Source organism: Providencia sp. JGM181 (genome assembly GCF_018257375.1).
Taxonomy (GTDB): Bacteria; Pseudomonadota; Gammaproteobacteria; order Enterobacterales; family Enterobacteriaceae; genus Providencia; species Providencia lanzhouensis.
Window position 1 is genome coordinate 1 of sequence record NZ_JAERJY010000073.1, and the last position, 16,831, is coordinate 16,831.

General features: G+C 42.8%; 15 protein-coding genes and 1 pseudogene. 9 read left to right on the forward strand and 7 right to left on the reverse strand.

What is annotated here, in order from left to right; genetic code table 11:
* The first annotated feature begins 100 nt into the window (after positions 1-100).
* From mdlC to nadS, 3 genes and pseudogenes are all read left to right on the forward strand, one after another.
* A complete protein-coding gene (gene mdlC / locus JK188_RS10705; protein WP_211887727.1) occupies positions 101-1,732 on the forward strand; it encodes a benzoylformate decarboxylase in 1,632 nt (543 codons plus the stop codon).
* 163 nt (positions 1,733-1,895) lie between these two features.
* A pseudogene (locus tag JK188_RS10710) lies at positions 1,896-2,235 on the forward strand (type II toxin-antitoxin system RelE/ParE family toxin).
* 1 nt (position 2,236) lies between these two features.
* Entirely contained in the window at positions 2,237-2,521 is a 285-nt protein-coding gene (gene nadS, locus JK188_RS10715; RefSeq protein WP_132496774.1) for a NadS family protein, read from the forward strand.
* 58 nt (positions 2,522-2,579) lie between these two features.
* Here nadS and JK188_RS10720 read toward each other — a convergent pair whose 3' ends face one another.
* Complete coding sequence (locus JK188_RS10720; protein ID WP_036955694.1) at positions 2,580-3,923, reverse strand: NCS2 family permease; 1,344 nt, start codon at positions 3,921-3,923, stop codon at positions 2,580-2,582.
* Positions 3,923-5,749 carry an adenine deaminase gene (locus JK188_RS10725; protein WP_211887729.1) on the reverse strand — a complete coding sequence of 609 codons (1,827 nt, stop codon included), beginning with the start codon at positions 5,747-5,749 and terminating at the stop codon, positions 3,923-3,925. Before JK188_RS10725 ends, JK188_RS10720 begins: the two co-directional genes overlap by 1 nt.
* Positions 5,750-5,893: 144 nt before the next feature.
* Between JK188_RS10725 and JK188_RS10730 the strand changes: the two genes are divergently transcribed.
* The 3 genes from JK188_RS10730 to JK188_RS10740 all read left to right on the forward strand — a co-directional run bounded on the left by JK188_RS10730 (position 5,894) and on the right by JK188_RS10740 (position 8,772).
* On the forward strand, positions 5,894-6,829 hold the full coding sequence (locus JK188_RS10730; protein ID WP_211887731.1) for a LysR family transcriptional regulator: 936 nt from the start codon (positions 5,894-5,896) through the stop codon (positions 6,827-6,829).
* 179 nt (positions 6,830-7,008) lie between these two features.
* A complete protein-coding gene (locus JK188_RS10735; RefSeq protein WP_211887732.1) occupies positions 7,009-7,893 on the forward strand; it encodes a hypothetical protein in 885 nt (294 codons plus the stop codon).
* Positions 7,894-8,037: 144 nt separating this feature from the next.
* A complete protein-coding gene (locus tag JK188_RS10740) occupies positions 8,038-8,772 on the forward strand; it encodes a vWA domain-containing protein (protein WP_036955681.1) in 735 nt (244 codons plus the stop codon).
* 74 nt (positions 8,773-8,846) lie between these two features.
* Here the strand turns inward: JK188_RS10740 and efeB are convergent, their stop codons facing one another.
* The 5 genes from efeB to JK188_RS10765 form a co-directional block, all read right to left on the reverse strand.
* The gene (gene efeB, locus JK188_RS10745; protein ID WP_211887734.1) at positions 8,847-10,136 is read right to left on the reverse strand and encodes an iron uptake transporter deferrochelatase/peroxidase subunit; all 1,290 of its coding nucleotides are present in this window, start codon (positions 10,134-10,136) and stop codon (positions 8,847-8,849) included.
* 11 nt (positions 10,137-10,147) lie between these two features.
* A complete protein-coding gene (locus tag JK188_RS10750; RefSeq protein ID WP_211887824.1) occupies positions 10,148-11,035 on the reverse strand; it encodes an EfeM/EfeO family lipoprotein in 888 nt (295 codons plus the stop codon).
* Positions 11,028-11,885 carry an FTR1 family iron permease gene (locus JK188_RS10755; RefSeq protein ID WP_211887735.1) on the reverse strand — a complete coding sequence of 286 codons (858 nt, stop codon included), beginning with the start codon at positions 11,883-11,885 and terminating at the stop codon, positions 11,028-11,030. Before JK188_RS10755 ends, JK188_RS10750 begins: the two co-directional genes overlap by 8 nt.
* A gap of 8 nt (positions 11,886-11,893) precedes the next feature.
* Positions 11,894-12,232 carry a cupredoxin domain-containing protein gene (locus JK188_RS10760; protein WP_036955670.1) on the reverse strand — a complete coding sequence of 113 codons (339 nt, stop codon included), beginning with the start codon at positions 12,230-12,232 and terminating at the stop codon, positions 11,894-11,896.
* A gap of 101 nt (positions 12,233-12,333) precedes the next feature.
* Positions 12,334-12,891 (reverse strand): iron transporter, encoded by a 558-nt coding sequence (locus JK188_RS10765; protein ID WP_036955660.1) that lies wholly within the window; start codon positions 12,889-12,891, stop codon positions 12,334-12,336.
* A gap of 266 nt (positions 12,892-13,157) precedes the next feature.
* Between JK188_RS10765 and JK188_RS10770 the strand changes: the two genes are divergently transcribed.
* From JK188_RS10770 to JK188_RS10780, 3 genes are all read left to right on the forward strand, one after another.
* Positions 13,158-14,087, forward strand: a complete 930-nt coding sequence (locus JK188_RS10770; protein WP_211887737.1) for a DUF7916 family protein — start codon at positions 13,158-13,160, stop codon at positions 14,085-14,087.
* A 165-nt stretch (positions 14,088-14,252) separates the two neighbouring features.
* Positions 14,253-15,587, forward strand: coding sequence for a 30S ribosomal protein S12 methylthiotransferase RimO (gene rimO / locus JK188_RS10775; RefSeq protein ID WP_036955655.1), 1,335 nt, complete (start codon positions 14,253-14,255; stop codon positions 15,585-15,587).
* Positions 15,588-15,879: 292 nt separating this feature from the next.
* On the forward strand, positions 15,880-16,437 hold the full coding sequence (locus tag JK188_RS10780; protein ID WP_230082450.1) for a helix-turn-helix domain-containing protein: 558 nt from the start codon (positions 15,880-15,882) through the stop codon (positions 16,435-16,437).
* Positions 16,438-16,831 lie beyond the last annotated feature (394 nt).

Consider the following 16,831-nt stretch of genomic DNA (forward strand, 5'->3'; position numbering starts at 1 on the left):
GGTTTTAAATAAGATCTATTCTTTGAGGGGAAAATGTTTTTCATTGGGGGGATTGGTTATGATGGGGATTAATTCAGGTATCTTAATTAGGGTATTTTAAATGAAGAAAACCATTCGCCAAGTGACTTTTGATTTACTACGCCAATTGAATATTACGACCATTTTCGGTAACCCTGGTTCAACTGAAGAGACATTCTTAAAAGATTTTCCGAGTGATTTTCGTTATATCCAAACATTACATGAAGCTTCTGCTGTAGCAGCAGCTGACGGTTACGCTCAGGGAATGCGCAAAGTGGCTATGGTCAATTTGCATACTTCCGCGGGGCTAAGTAATGGGATGAGTAATATTCTGACCGCCTATATGAACCGTACGCCACTGATTATCACGGCGGGTAACCAAACCCGTGAAATGTTGCTGATGGAGCCTTGGCTAACCAATATTGAGCCAGAAACTCTGCCAAAGCCGTGGGTTAAGTGGAGCTATCAGCCTGAGCGCGCGGAAGATGTGCCAGCGGCATTTATGCGAGCGTATGCGATGGCACTTCAGCCACCAGCGGGACCCGTTTTCTTATCAATCCCCCTTGATGATTGGGACAAACCTGCCGTTGCCCAAGAGGCGGTTGTGCGTGAAGTTTCCCTGCGCATAGGTTATGACCCTGTGCGTTTACAGGCATTTGCGAGTGCCCTGAATTCTGCCAAAAATCCAGTGCTGATTTATGGTTCAGCCATTGCGCGAGGTGAAGGGTGGGATGCTGGCATTACGCTAGCGGAAAAATTGAATATTCCGGTTTGGGCTGCGCCTGCCTCTGAACGCCCACCGTTCCCTGAAACGCATCCATTATATGCGGGTGGATTGCCTTTCGCGATGGGCCCGTTGTCAGACAAGCTAAAAGGACATGATTTGGCGTTGATTATTGGGGCGCCTGTTTTCCGTTATTATCCTTATGTAGCAGGGAGTTATTTGCCAGATGGAATGCGTTTACTGCACATTACCGATGACCCTATTGAGGTAGGAAGGGCGCCGGTTGGTGATAGCTTACTCAGTGATGCGGTACTCGCGATTGAAGGGCTAACTCCGTTAGTGAAAGCCAGAGCAGCAGCGAAAAATAAGGTTGAGAAACAGTCCCATGGTATGGCTCCACACCCTGCTGCGCCAGAGGTGAAGGGAAGCTCAACAGTATTAAGTGCAGCGAAGCTGTTTAAAGCATTGAGAGAAGTCTCCCCGAAAGAGACTATCTTGGTGGAAGAATCGCCGTCAAACCTCGGCGAATTACATCGTGAATGGCCAATTGATGCACCGGATTCGTTCTATACCTTTGCCAGTGGATCATTGGGTTGGAACTTGCCAGCAAGCGTGGGAATTGCTTTAGCGGAAAAAGACAGTGGTCGACACCGCCCTGTGATGTCGATTATTGGTGATGGCTCGATGCAATATTCGATTCAAGGGCTATGGAGTGCGGCACAACATAATTTACCGATTGTGTTTGTGATCCCACGAAATAGCGAGTACGCCATTTTGAAATCCTTCGCGGTGTTAGAAGAAACGCCAGGAGTTCCGGGGCTGGATATTCCAAACTTGGATATTGTGGCGCTGGGTAAAGGTTATGGTTGCACGGCGTTAAAAGCCACGACGGTAGATGAGGTCAAAGCGGCTTGCCGTGAGGCATTTAAGCGCCAAGGCCCAACGGTGATTGAAGTGCCAATTCAGCCTCAAATTCCCCCACTGATTTAGAATTAAATGTAAATAGAAAAATAGTATTAATGTTCTGAACTGCCCCAGTAGCTGGATAATCAATTACTAGGGGCATTTTTTGTACAAGACACTATCTGATGTTGATTTCCTTTTGTGTACTATGTACACTTGATGTGTATGGATTAAGCACAGAGGGAATATTGTGAGCCATGGAATAAAGTTTGTTGAAACATCTATGTTTACTAAGCAAATTAAGTTAATTGCGACAGATGAAGAATTAAGAATTAAGAATTCTACAAAATGAACTCATAGGTAGACCAGAAAAAGGTGATCTTATTCAAGGTACAGGAGGACTAAGGAAGGTCAGAATAGCAACAGGCCATCAAAGTAAAAGTGGTAGTTCTCGGGTTATCTATTTTTTAGCTACAAAGGAAATTATTTATTTTGTAATGGTTTATTCTAAGAATGAAAAAGATAACCTAACGGATGAAGAAAAAAATACATTGAAGAAATTAACAAAATTATTAAAGAATGAGGTGTGATATGAGTTTCTTTAATGAACTAAAAGAATCTTTAGAAGAAGCAATTGAAATTAAGAATGGTACTAAGAAAGCATCAAAAGTGACTCAATATGAAGTTGCTGATGTTAAAGCTATCAGAGAGCAACTAAAAGTTTCACAAAGTGAATTGGCCAATGCGCTAGGCACAAGTGTTGATACTATCAAAAGTTGGGAGATGAAAAGAAGAAACCCAACAGGACTTGCCGCGAAAGTGTTAGTTGCAATAAAAAATAATCCATCATTATTTAAAGTATTAGCTGCTAGTTAATACTTGAGTATAAAAAGAAGCCCTCTAATATAATTGTATTAGGGGGCTATTATTTGTTTTAGTGCTTCACTAACGTTGAGAAGTAATACACTAATGGCACCGCGAGGATCCACAGACTGATTGGAATTTCACGCCACTTGCCTGCCACTGCTTTAATTAAGATATAAAACAGTAACCCGCCTGCAATCCCTGTACCGAAGCTGTTCGCGATTAACGTGATCATCACCATCATTAATACAGGCAGACCATCGGTAAAGTTCGCTAAATCCACCTTACGTAATCCGCTAAACATATTTAAGCCAATTAAAATCAACGCAGGTGCGGTGGCTTGTGCTGGGATCATTAACGCGATTGGGGTAAACAGTAACATCAGCAGGAACATAAACGCCGCCGCTAATGCTGTCATACCGGTTTTTCCACCCGCTTCAGCCGCTGCTGACGATTCAATTAATGCGGTCGCCGCTGGAATACCCACCATTGGACCTAACGCCGCGGCGATGGAGTCCACAATAAACGGGCGGTTGATATTCGGCATGTTACCTTCTTTATCCAGCAATCCGGCTTCGCCGCCGACGGCTAATGTGGTTCCCATGGTGGAGAAAAACTCCGCGGCAAAGAACACAAATAGGAAAGGTAAGAAGGCGATGTTTAAGGCGCCGATTAAATCCACCTGACCTAAGACTGGCGCAATAGAATGCGGCATACCGATAAAGCTTTCGGGCAACTTTGTGACGCCAAACGGAATGCCTAACACGGTGGCGAACAAAATCGCCCATAAGATCCCACCGGGAATGCGGCGAGCTTGCAATGCGATAGCCACAAAGAAGCCTGCAAGAGCGACTAAGGCACCCGGAGAGAGAAAATCCCCCAGCATTAATGCGTTGGTTTTTGGGTTGGCTAATACTAAGCCCGCATTACGAAAGCCCAACACTGCCACAAACAGACCGATAGATGCTGTTAAGCCTAATTTGATGGATTGTGGTACGGAGCGAGTCACAACTTCACGTAAACCGAATTTGGTGAGCAGGAAAAATAAAATTCCTGACCAGCAGGCGATGCCTAAACCAATTTGCCAATCAATCCCTTCACTGCCAGCAAGGGTGATCCCCACTAATACCGAGCCACCAATACCGGGACCCACAATAAAAGGCAAGTTAGCGTAGAACGCCATTAATAGGCTAGCAAGTACAAACACGATGATAGTGCCGGTGGTCGCCGCGCCTTTATCCATCCCGCCTGCGGCTAACAGCCCGGGAATAACTACCAGCAAATAGGCTGCTGCAAGGAACCCAGTAGCTCCGGCAAGGCATTCTGTTCTGATTGAACTGCCACGTTCACGCAGCGCAAAACGCCTTTCTAACCAACTCCCTGATGTTGGCTGATGAAGAGAATCGTTAGCCATTAATTGGCGCTCCTATCATTATTTTTTATTGGATGAGTATTTTTAATATCGCCATTACTTTCAGTACGTTCTAAGACGGCATCAACGATCTGGCGAGTGGTTCCGCAAGTCAGTCCTAAATCGGTTAAATGAGGGCCAGCATTGCAGGCAAGACACGTGCCTTCGATGGCTTTGAATACACGATATGGTGGTTCCCAGTCAGCAATTTGGCTGCTTAATTCTCTGAGTTGGCGAAATTGTTCTGCCAGCTCAGGTGCTGGTAATTCCGATAGCATACCTGCAATGGGCATGGCCACATGAGCAAGGATCTTGCCGTCTTGAACTAACGCCATACCGCCACCGCTTTCAATCAGCAGGTTAGCTGCCATTGCCATATCGTTGGCATCACGACCGAGCACTACAAGGTTATGGGAATCATGGGAGTAGCTGGTGGCAATGGCGCCGCGTAATTCTCCCCATCCTTTTAGTAAGGCAATTTGTGGTTTGGCGTCATGGCGCCCATGGCGATGTTGTACGCGGATCAAACTAAATTCATCAGGTAGTTGCACGATTCCATTTTCGACTTGAACATCGACTTCTCCCCACTGAGTAAAGCGGGCGCCGCTAATATGACGTAAACGCGCAGTACCATTTTGCAAGTCAGCTAATTGAAGCTGGCAATCTTGAGCCGAGATTGGCGCTAGGTGCATGGTATCGCGTGGCGGTAAAATCGTATTTTCAGTGGCAATCGGCGAAACAAGTTGCCCATTCTCTGCCACTTTTTTGCCATCGACATAAACTTGCTGAGCTTTTAAGGTATCGAGAGAATTAAGAACCACTAAGTTGGCGCGGCGACCTGCGGCTATCAAACCTAAGTCATTGCGCTGTAGGCGAATTGCGCCATTGAGTGTCGCAAAGCGCAACACATCAGTGGCTTTCATGCCGTGCTCAATTAATAAATTCAGCAGTGCGATTACACCGCCTTTTTCAATCAATATATCCGGTGGAACATCATCTGTGCATACCGTGATTTGTGAGGATAAATGCGGCAGTGTTTGCAATGCTGCCACAATTTCAGGGAGCAGGTAAGGATGAGAACCACGAATTTCCAGTGTTAGCCCCGCACGTAATTTTTCGAGAGCATCTTCTGCGGAAGTGAGTTCATGATCTGAAGTGACTCCAGCAGCAAGATAGGCTTGTAAATCCGCACCTTTTAATCCGCGGGCATGACCTTCAATGATTTTTCCTGAGCTTAACCCAGCGTCGAGGATCTCTTCCATGCGTTCGCTGCCATTTAGCACGCCGAACATGTCCATTACTTCTGCCACGCCACGTACTTCCGGCCAGCTCAACATCGTGGACATCTCTTGTCCTGCGAAGTCTGCACCTGACATTTCCAATCCTGGTGTTGAAGGTACAGAAGAAGGGGCGGCAACCATCACATCAAGGGGCAAATTACGGCTAGCATCAATGGCATAGCGAACACCATCTAATCCCAATACGTTGGCAAGTTCGTGAGGATCCCAAAATACGGCGGTGGTGCCTTGTGTGAGGACAATTTCAGCATAACGAACAGGGGGAAGGTGGGAGCTTTCTAAATGAACGTGGGTGTCAATAAACCCCGGGGAAATAAATTTTCCTGATAAATTATGGATTTCATGGCTATCAGTACGACTTCCTGTTGGATGTACGCTGGCAATTAGCCCTTCAATGATACCGATATCCGCAGGTCGAGTTTCCCCCGTCACCATATCGATAATATTGGCGTTGGTGAGTAAAAGATCAAAAGGTACTTCACCTTTTGCGGCTTGTACGGCACGGCGTCGAGTTTGATTTGTTAGCTTCATAAAACACCATCTCAAAGATTTATGTCGCTACTTTATGAGCAAGGCAAACGTTTGCCAAGATGATAAAATTTATCGAATCATAAAGAGAGGTTATAATGCGGCGCATTATGATAAGAATGACGATCCAATTTGCGAGGAAATACAATGACTGAGCCATGGCAGCGCCTTCCGGCATTAACTCTAAAGCAGTTGCAATATTTTGTGACTCTTGCGCATCTGCGTCATTTTACTGAAACCGCAAATCGTTTAGCGGTGAGTCAGCCAGCATTAAGCAGCGCGATACGGCAGATTGAAACCGTGATTGGCGGTAAGTTGATTAACCGCACGGCAGCGTCAGTGACATTGACGGAGCTAGGCGCCGCAATTTTACCGCATGCGGAGCGTATTTTAAGTGTCTCCCACCGAGGCTTCAGCGATATTCAAAAAATTATCGAAGAGGGTGGCGATGGTACATTGCGTATTGGATTGGTTCCTTCTGTCAGTTCGTTATTATTCCCGATTATTCCTGAGCAATTACAGCAACATTTTCCTAAGCTGAATGTGGAATTTTATGACCAAACCAATGACGCATTAGTAAATAAATTGGTGAATAACGAAATTGATTTTGGAATAGGCGTATTGGATAGCTCGGTTCCTGAAGAGTTAACTTTATATCCTTTGCAAGATGACCCATTTGTTGCGGTGATCCACCGTGATGAATTTATTTCAGATAATGCATTCCATCTACCGTGGAAATTCTTAAATAACCGTGACATTGCCATGTTTTCGAAAGGAAATATTAATCGATTAGTGAGCGCTACAATTGAAAGTAATCGTTTTAATATTAATCCGCGTTATCAAGTCGATTATATTGAAACCTTATATGGATTAGTGAGATCGAAATTAGCGATTGGTATTTTACCTCAGTTATATACGGTGCATTTGCGGGATCCTGAGCTAAAAGTTTTACAGTTACAACAACCTGCATTAACACGTTCGATATCCTTAATGCGTAATAACCAAACGCTAACGCCGACAATGGAATCTGTTTTCCAGCTATTATTTAAAGCATTACGTCGTACGCCCACTCATCAATCTTAGTTTCACAGCGCTTTTCTATACCTGATTTTTTATAGTTCATCATTATTGTTTGATTTTCAACAAGTAAGAAGTGTTAAGCACTAATCGTAAAACTATTTTTATTAAGATGAATAACATTACTATCCTTGGCTGTTTATTTTTTGGTCTGTTTTTTGATGTGTAATATGTTGAGGATATACATGAAAGCTATATTGAAAGTCAGCCTGCTCACAACAGTAATGTTATTGATTACTGCCTGTGGTGATCTCGATATTATGGGAAGCAAAGGAAAGTTCTATTATAGCAATCCAACAGAAGACACGATTTCCTTTAAAGTGGATGGTAAAAATTATCTGGTCGAGCCTGGTCAGTATGGATCAATATCATTAGCCAGTGGTGAACATACACTTGAAGATAATACAGGTCATGTCACCAAATTTATGGTGTTTGAACATAACTCAGGCGGGATCCTAAACCCTAATCATGGGGTGTATTACACATTTTCTGAAGTGTATACCGAGCAAGATAAAAAGGGGTATCAACCCGCGCCGCGAAATGTCACTATTTATGGGCATGAATTAAGCTTACCTATCAAAAGCAGTGATGCCGTGGTGATTGATGGCAATTTATTCCGTTGTACTTACCCAATTGGCAAAGCGTTGCCGGGGGCAGAGAATAAGCAGTACAAGCAAGAAGATATTAAATCAAAATGTTTTGATCAATCTGAGTTAATTGAATATTTTGCGAACGAACACGATCAAAATTTAGTACCTAATTCACCGCAAAATGAAGAAAATAATTCAATTAGCCAGCACTTAAGTTATCAAGTTCCTCAAGCGGCCTTCCGTGATCCACAGGTTCAATCGGTGGCGAATGAGATTATAGCGTTAACAGAAACGCTGAAAAATGCGAACAAAGTCGATATTCATCAAGACTTAAATAAACAATATCATCAATTAACTGTTCAGTTAGTGGAAACGTATACTGAAAGTCCTTCCAGCAATGTGGCTGAGGAATATATAAAACTTAATGGGTTTATTAAAGAAATTAACAAACTCAGAAATTATGGTGTGTGGGTAAGATAAGTATATTCCATTAAGTTTATCTGAGCGTCTTTATAATTAAGAATTTGCTTATAAATTAAGCAGAGTAATCTTATGTGATATCCCGCTGAAACACGGAAACTAAAGGGTAGTTTCGTCAGGATAATATTATAAAGAGGCTCAGTAATGAATTTATTTAAGACTTCATTTTTTACTGCAATATCTGCTGTATTCCTACTCTTTTTTTCTAGCGTTTCTGGCGCTAAATCCATTGTTGAACCCGCTAAAGATTCTGAAGTATTAGATTTGGTGTTTATCTTGGATAAAAGCGGTTCAATGTCAGGATTTGAATCTGACACTGTTGGTGGATATAACAGCGTGCTGACAGAAAATAGAAATAAAGCGGGTAAAACCTTTATTACCACGGTGTTGTTTAATAATAAAACCAGTTTATTACACAACAGAGAACCTATTGATAAAGTGAAAAACCTCACGCTAGATGACTATTCTGTCGGTGGAAACACCGCATTATTAGATGCCATTGGCGATACCATGGTGAAAATGCGTGAGAATAGAAAAATCACCAAGAACAATAATGTTTTGTTTGTGATTATTACTGACGGTGAAGAGAACAGTAGCACCAAATATAGTCAGGCTAAGATTAAATCTATGATTAAATCAGCTGAAGTTGAAGATAAGTGGGACTTTATTTTCTTAGGTGCCAATATTGATGCGATTACGGCTGCGGATAATATCGGTATTAAGAGTTCGAATGCTACAGGTTATGTTCAAGATGGCACGGGCTACGATAAGGCATATAAAGCAGTCAATAAAGCCGTAGAAGCCAAACAGAATGCTGCACCAATATCAGAGGAATGGAAACAGGAAGTTGAGCAAGACGCGAAGGATCGCAAAAAATAAGAAGATAATAAATCAGTCTGTAAATGAACGAGCTAGAAGCCCCGAAATAATATTCGGGGTCTTTTTTTATGGCATTATTTAGTGGCTTTCAGTGCGGCAAATAACCCTTTAGCGAGCTGGTCTTGCTCTGATTGAATACCAGGTAAAACGAAATAGTAACCCCCGCCAAACGGTTTAATATAGCGCTCAAGAGGTTCGCCATTTAACCTTTTTTGGGTATCGATAAAACCGGTTTTTAAGTTCTTTTGATATGAAACGAAAATCAGTCCCATATCCAATGCGCCGCTATCGGTTAATCCGAGAGAATAGCTGTAGCTACGGCGACGCAATTTTGCTGTATGGCGGCTTGGGTTTCTCGGTTCTGCGCGGCGCATATGGGAGTCAAATAATACGCGGTCACCGTGAGGATCTTTGTCGAATGCAGGATCATCCATTTCGTGCTTCATGCCCATTGGTGCACCTGTTGCTTTATGGCGCCCAAAGTCATTTTCTTGGTCTTCCAGCGGTGTTCTATCCCAAAATTCAAGATTAAAACGAATTAGGCGAACCGCTTGGTAGGTTCCGCCGACACACCAGGCTGGCTCTTTGCTATCTTCAGTCACCCAAATCAGCTCATCCATTAACTTACTGTCGTCGGCTGGCGCATTGCCGGTGCCATCTTTAAAGCCAAATAAATTAATTGGGGTAGAGCGTTTATCGATATCCCTTGATGGTAAGAACCCATCGATTTTCCATAGCGGGAACCAATAAGGTGAAGTGTGGCGGAGAATATCGCGCAGCGCATAAATCACGCTTTCTTGGCTATTGGCACAAATTTGCAATACCACATCACCACCACACCATTTGTCTTCTAAACGGTCGTTCGGGAAGCTGGTCATTTCCACCAATTGACTCGGTTTAAGCTTTTCTAATCCAAAGCGTGAATCAAATAAGCTATCTCCCAAGGAAACCGTGACGCTCAGGGCGTCAGGCTGAATGAGCGTGCCTAAAATCCCAGACTCTGCGGGAGGCATTTTATCATTCTGATTTGGCGTCGATTTTTGTACTTGAGTCAGAAAAGCGATGCGTTGAGTTAATACCGTGAACAGCGCTTGAAGCTCATCAAGGGTCGTTGATGTGATTCGAAAAGCGATAAACGAGGCGTTTTTCTGTTCTGGGGTTAGCACGCCCGCTTGGTGTGAACCTAAATAATTGATACTTTTGTCATACGTCAGCTCGCAATCCGCAATGGATGCTTTTGCGCTGAGGGCGGGGGCAGCGAGGATTGCGCCTCCCATGACTAAGGTTTTTAGCGCATGGCGGCGAGATACTTTAGATTGAGAAAACCCCAAAGGTTGTGACTCGCTTTTTAGTTTAGCTTGCATAAATTTATGCCTTAATATTTATAGTAAACATCAACATCCATCTGAGCGCGCAATGTCGCGAGCAGTTCGGCTTGTTGCGTTAACAGGGAATAGAGCGCCATTTTGTCTTGTTGTTTTAGTTGGCTGTAAGGCTTGTATTGACCTTTAGCTAATTGATATGACTGCACTATTTTATTAATTTTCTGATCATTTTCTTTTATCTGATCAAGGGTCTTGGATTCAATAAATGGACTGATCACCTCGATGATGGCTTGAGAACCTTTGGCATTTGCCGCTATATCCGACAGGTCTGAGAGACTATAAATATTCTCTTGTCCCGACAGTTTTGTTTCGAGGATCATCTCCATAAAATCAGCGGAAGCTTGCACCAATTTCGGAATTTCAATGATTTCGGTCAAGACACGTTTTTGTAAATCTTTTCCTTTTAATAACAGCTCATCAGACGCTGGCAGCGCCGCTTTGAGATCTTGCTTTGCAAATAAAAGGTATTCGACCAAGTGAAATCCCACGAAGCGGTAGTCTTTTTCTTTATCCAGAAAATAATCCGCACGAGGGTTGATGGTTCGGTCGGTATTACCAAACAAAACAATGATCGGACGCACGGTTTCATAGTGCTGGTGGGCTTGAATATAGGCCGCTTTCGCCTGCGCTAATTGACCTTTTTGCACACTTTGATTGAGTTTTTCTAATTGCTCCACCATTTCACTTAACTCCTTGTTGACGAAGGATAAGTATTCTTGAATGGCAGGCTGATATTTTTCAGGGGTGGGAATATCCCCCTTAGCAATAATGATGTTGTCCCCTGTTTGCACAGGGGAGCGTAGGGCTTTTCCATAGGCGGTAGATGCCACGAGTGAAGCAACGATTACGCTAATGGCTAAGTGGGTGATTTTACGCATTTTGTAAGTTCCGTTTAGCGGCATGTTTTTTGCTCCAAACAAACAGTGCGAGGATCACAATCCAATAGACAACAAAGGTGATAACACTGAGCCAAATTGGCTGTGAACGATATGCAAAGAATGATGAAATAAAGTTGCCAGCTACACCAGAATCATCCAGTAATGCGCTGGTATCCCATGCTGGGTAGATTAAAAATTCAGGAATTGGATAGTCAAACTCAATCATTAAGTTTGAAATTTCTTCAACGCCACGAAGCAGCAAGGAGAGGGCAAGGAACAGTAAAATCACGCCAGTGACTTTAAAGAAAATTTTCCATGAAATAATTCGGTTAGTTAATAAGAAGGCATATAGAGTCATACCCGCAATAGCGACACCCGCTGCAACTTCAAAGATAAATTCGTTGGCATTTTCAGCGGTCAACGACATGATAAAACTGGAAAGGAAAACGACAATTTCGCTACCTTCACGGGCAATCGCGATAGCGATAATCAAGGTTGCGCCCCACCAACTATGGTGTTCTGCATTACGATTGATACCTGATTCCAGCTCTTTTTTCATCGAGCCGCCGCTTTTGTTCATCCAATAGACCATTTGAACAATCAATATACAGGCGAGGATCTCCATGACTATCATGAAAATAGATTGCCCAGTGTCATCAAGGACATTGAATACGCCGTAAATCAGCAGTGCGAGTAAGATGGACATGGCGATACCCAGCCCAACACCGCCCCACAGGTATTTCATCCCATTGCGAGCGTCAGGGTGGCGTTTGATCCACGCATAAATGATGCCGATAACTAATAGCGCTTCAAAACTTTCGCGCCAAACTACAAAGAGAACTTGTCCCATGTTGAATCCTACTCTTTAGCGATGATCTCGCCTTTTGGATGTGACAGATGGAAATCGTCGAAAAATGTGTAACTACCTGGTTTTAAAGGTGCAATAACCACCACGGAACTGGCGCCGGGGGCTAATACTTTTTCTTTGCGCAGTTGCAGACTTTCAAACTCTGCGGGTTCAGTGCCAGTATTGGTAATTTTGATACGAATAATGGTTTTCGCTGGCACTTCCAGAACACGTGGGATTAAATCCCCATTTTTCATTTCTAATTCAACGGTATATTTTTCGGCGCTTAAGGCAGATTGCGGAAGTAATGCGCAAATAAAAACCAGTAAAAAGCTGAGTAGTGTTTTCATTGTTGGCTCAAACTTATTGAAAATTGAGAGTTCCTTACTAGCGAAAAAGGGCTCGCGCGGAATATTACCCCCGCGAAAGCCCTCAGCGCATCATTGAAAAATTAGTAACTGCCTTTGCGACCTATGCCGGCATAGTCAAAGTCCCAAGAGACTTCAAACGGTTCAAACCAAGGGGCAACACCTGTTTCTTTATCAATGTGGCGACCGAAAGCGGCTTGTTGGTTGTGTGAAGGCGGGTAAATTTTATAGGTAACGCGATATTTACCATTGCCGTCCAGTTTAATATTTTCACCATAGTGAGGACCATCGCTTGCCACCATCGGCATAAAGGTGCCTGATTGAGTCTGTGGCTTATCGCCCAGTTTGGTGACGGTATATTCGACGGTTAAGTAAGGCATCCAATCGCCTTCTGCAAAGCCGTTCGGGTTATCTTCTACTGCGTGGATGTCGGCTTCTAAGTGAACGTCGGCTTTATCCGCTGGCAGGTGAGCCATCTTGTGGTGGCCTTCTTCGGTGTCCATGGTGATAGGCTGTAAATAAACACCTTGGATTTCCATGCCGTTTTTAATGACTGGGTGACCGAGAGGATACTCTTGAGCAAAGGCGGATAGAGAGAATAAGGCTAAGCCCGAAACGGCTGCCTGATAAGCGAATTTCATTGTGACATCCTTACCTGAATGAAGTTAGAAGCATAATGATAATCATTACTATTAATCAAAAACAAGCAGAATGTTTTAGGCTTATATCCAATCCTTACTATGAATATATTTAAATTTAATATTAATCAAAGTGTTAATACTTTCTTTTTTAGTGATAAAAAATAAGTATTAGAAAGGTGATTTGCTTCAGACACTGTAGTCGGTTTCACATGCTATAGTCGAAACGTTGAACGGTATTTATTAGGTATAAAGTCGAGGTACTGGAGATGCAAAAACGTTATTTGGATTGTTCCGCTTCTGAAATTGCGAAAATGAATAAGAAAAGCTTACTGGAAGCGATTAAAGCCAGCGAAGGGCGATTACTGGTGAGTGAAACTATCGGGACTATTCAGCCAGTCTTGATGAACGTCACTAATGCGGAACTCGCAGCAAGCCAAGGCGCAGATATTTTGCTATTGAATGTTTTTGATGTAAATAACCCAGTGATGCAAGGTTTGCCAGAAGGCATTGCACCCGATGAGATTATTCGTACCTTAAAGCACTTAACAGGACGTGCAATTGGCGTGAATTTGGAACCTGTTCCCGCAGGGTTTAATAATCCCCATCAAGATAAACAGTGGAAAATGTCTGAAGGGCGCTTGGCTACTGTCAAAAATGCCCTGAAATTAAAGCAGATGGGCGCGGATATTATTGTCCTGACTGGGAATCCGGGTAATGGCGTCACTAACCAAGAAATCAACCAAAGCCTCAAAGAACTCAAAGCGGTGGTGGGGGAAGATATCGTTCTGATTACGGGAAAAATGCATGCAGCGGGAGTTCTCAATGCGTCTGCTGAGCAGTTAATTACCGAAGAGGATATTCATTCCTTTATTAAGAGCGGTGCGGATATTATTTTACTGCCTGCACCGGGAACGGTTCCGGGAATATCTTCGGAATTTGTGCAGAAAATGGTGAGTTATTGCCATTCTCAGCGAGTTATGACCATGACCGCGATTGGCACATCTCAAGAAGGGGCTGACCTACAAACCATTCGCCAGATTGCGTTAATGTGCAAAATGGCAGGAACAGATTTACATCATATAGGTGACTCGGGTTATAACGGCATCGCCTTACCGGAGAATATATTGAATTACAGTATTGTGATCCGCGGTGTTAGACACACCTATTCCCGTATCGCCCGCTCAATTAACCGATAATCTTTGCTGTTTTTCTGAGTGAAATCCCTGCGCTAGAAATGGCGCGGGAATTTCGCTCGAAATATCATTTTCATCGCTAAAAAAATATACAATTCCCGCTATACTTCAGGTAAAATCCAGCCCATTTTTTAAAACAATATCTATAACATAATAAAGAAGTGAGCTATGTCGCAAAATACGAATTCAGTGCCAAAGATTGGCTTTGTTTCACTTGGCTGCCCCAAAAACCTCGTTGACTCAGAGCGTATTTTAACGGAGCTGCGTACTGATGGTTACCAAGTCGTTCCTAGCTATGACGATGCCGATTTGGTTATCGTGAATACTTGTGGCTTTATTGATAGTGCCGTTCAAGAGTCGTTAGAAGCTATCGGCGAAGCGTTGAACGAAAATGGTAAAGTGATTGTGACAGGATGCCTGGGCGCAAAAGAGAACCAAATCCGTGAAGTTCACCCGAAGGTATTAGAAATTACGGGCCCACATAGTTATGAACAAGTGTTAAATCACGTTCACCACTATGTGCCAAAACCAGAGCATGATCCGTTCTTTAGTTTAGTCCCAGAGCAAGGCGTAAAATTAACGCCAAAACATTACGCTTACTTAAAAATATCGGAGGGTTGTAACCACCGTTGCACTTTTTGCATCATCCCTTCTATGCGTGGTGACTTAGATAGCCGCGCTATTGGCGATGTGTTGAATGAAGCGAAGCGTTTAGTTGAATCAGGCGTTAAAGAGTTACTGGTGATTTCTCAAGATACTTCTGCTTATGGTGTGGATGTTAAACACCGTACGGGGTTCTGGGATGGTCAGCCGGTGAAAACTAGCATGGTTGGATTATGTGAGCAGCTAGCTTCTATGGGGGTTTGGGTTCGTCTGCATTACGTTTACCCATACCCACATGTTGATGATGTGATCCCATTAATGGCAGAAGGTAAAGTGTTACCTTACTTGGATATTCCATTACAGCACGCCAGTCCGAAAATTTTAAAACTGATGAAACGCCCAGGAGCGGTAGAAAGAACATTAGAGCGTATTAAGCGCTGGCGTGAAATTTGCCCTGAGCTGACATTACGTTCAACGTTTATTGTTGGTTTCCCTGGTGAAACAGAAGAAGATTTCCAAATGCTGTTGGATTTCTTACAAGAAGCGCGATTAGATAGAGTTGGTTGCTTTAAATACAGCCCAGTTGAAGGCGCAAAAGCGAATGAACTGGCTGACCAAGTACCTGAAGAGATAAAAGAAGAGCGTTATCATCGTTTTATGCAGCTTCAGCAAGAGATCTCCACTCAGCGCTTACAAGAGAAAGTGGGTCGCGAGCTTTTAGTTATTATCGATGAAGTCGATGACGAAGGTGCAGTGGGTCGTAGTATGGCCGATGCGCCAGAAATTGATGGTATGGTGTACCTCAATGGCGAGTTTGATGTGAAAGCAGGGGATATCGTTAAAGTGCTGATTGAGCATGCTGATGAATATGACCTGTGGGGCTCCGTTGTTAGCGAATAAAAAATAGGCTATCATCTAGCTCGAAATTTAGCCTGCGAATCATGTTTGCAGGCTTTTTTCGATATAACCCATTATTTTGGGTTTTTTCTATATTTCAAATACTTGATCTATATCATCCCGCCAAAATCTATCAAATCATAACTTGATCTAGGATATAAAACTTAACTGATAACTTGACATAATCAGGGAGAATACTTATCGAAGAATAAGGCTGATTATGACTATTGATTTTACAATTCCCAAACTCGCACAGCTTACAGAAAAATCATCATGCTCCATTGATCCGGAGTTATTGATACAACTGGCAAGTGAAGCCATCACAAATGGTTTATCACCTATCCATGATTTCGACATTGAAGGAATGTTGTTGGATAAATACGGTCAAACTTTATGGTCTAACCGTAAATCAGACAGCAGCGCCATGTTGCCATCTTGGATATTCTCTCAAATACAGGTCACTTCTCTAGATGACCAGCCAATTAACTCACAAGGACATACTTACTATTTCGCCCCTATTTATGATGAAACGCGCTTGTTAGCCACGTTGGTGTTACGTGGGGAGTCAACCAGCAGTAATATACTGTTAGCTCTCACTCTTACCCTAGGGCGAGAAATTAGTGAAAAGCTAAAGTGTCACTTTTACTGGCAAAAACTTTCAGAGAAAACACACGGACATAATCTATTCCACGACTTGAACATTCATGAAGTGGAAAAAGCGCTAATCATCGAAGCCGCGTTGGCATACGGTGGAAAAATTCAGGAGATGCATCAAGCATTAAATATGGGGCGTACTACACTGTGGCGCAAGCTGAAGCAATATCAGATTGATATTCGCGAATACAAGCTATAGTCCAGTTAATAAAAATAGTCCGTCAATAAAAACAGCCCTGCCAATAAAAAAAGCTTCTACTGATTTTCTGCAGCAATGCTGAAAACGTTCGAAGCATTCAAATCACACAGCCTTACGGTAATCACTAAGCCCAACATATCAATGCATATTGATTGCGGGCTCAGTCACGCCTTTCAGCGAAACGAAAGAGAAGAAATGAAAAAGAGCTAAGATTATCAACCTATCTTGTTGTTAAGTATGTTGATCTCAGTACGCTTTTTTTTAGGAATTGGTTTTAATTTGATGTTATAGATTTTTATTTCAGTGAACTCACATACTCACAGTTGGAGTAAATGGTTGCGGGGATATATATAGGTTTATATTTTATTTTAAACTAAATATATTAATTTTATAT

What these genes read in the sequence shown, in the direction of transcription:
- JK188_RS10740 (WP_036955681.1), top strand. Translation starts at nt 8,038, where the DNA reads ATGAATTTATTTAAGACTTCATTTTTTACTGCAATATCTGCTGTATTC.
- efeB (WP_211887734.1), bottom strand. Translation starts at nt 10,136, where the DNA reads ATGCAAGCTAAACTAAAAAGCGAGTCACAACCTTTGGGGTTTTCTCAA.
- JK188_RS10730 (WP_211887731.1), top strand. Translation starts at nt 5,894, where the DNA reads ATGACTGAGCCATGGCAGCGCCTTCCGGCATTAACTCTAAAGCAGTTG.
- JK188_RS10770 (WP_211887737.1), top strand. Translation starts at nt 13,158, where the DNA reads ATGCAAAAACGTTATTTGGATTGTTCCGCTTCTGAAATTGCGAAAATG.
- JK188_RS10750 (WP_211887824.1), bottom strand. Translation starts at nt 11,035, where the DNA reads ATGCGTAAAATCACCCACTTAGCCATTAGCGTAATCGTTGCTTCACTC.
- rimO (WP_036955655.1), top strand. Translation starts at nt 14,253, where the DNA reads ATGTCGCAAAATACGAATTCAGTGCCAAAGATTGGCTTTGTTTCACTT.
- JK188_RS10760 (WP_036955670.1), bottom strand. Translation starts at nt 12,232, where the DNA reads ATGAAAACACTACTCAGCTTTTTACTGGTTTTTATTTGCGCATTACTT.
- JK188_RS10725 (WP_211887729.1), bottom strand. Translation starts at nt 5,749, where the DNA reads ATGAAGCTAACAAATCAAACTCGACGCCGTGCCGTACAAGCCGCAAAA.
- nadS (WP_132496774.1), top strand. Translation starts at nt 2,237, where the DNA reads ATGAGTTTCTTTAATGAACTAAAAGAATCTTTAGAAGAAGCAATTGAA.
- JK188_RS10765 (WP_036955660.1), bottom strand. Translation starts at nt 12,891, where the DNA reads ATGAAATTCGCTTATCAGGCAGCCGTTTCGGGCTTAGCCTTATTCTCT.
- mdlC (WP_211887727.1), top strand. Translation starts at nt 101, where the DNA reads ATGAAGAAAACCATTCGCCAAGTGACTTTTGATTTACTACGCCAATTG.
- JK188_RS10720 (WP_036955694.1), bottom strand. Translation starts at nt 3,923, where the DNA reads ATGGCTAACGATTCTCTTCATCAGCCAACATCAGGGAGTTGGTTAGAA.
- JK188_RS10735 (WP_211887732.1), top strand. Translation starts at nt 7,009, where the DNA reads ATGAAAGCTATATTGAAAGTCAGCCTGCTCACAACAGTAATGTTATTG.
- JK188_RS10755 (WP_211887735.1), bottom strand. Translation starts at nt 11,885, where the DNA reads ATGGGACAAGTTCTCTTTGTAGTTTGGCGCGAAAGTTTTGAAGCGCTA.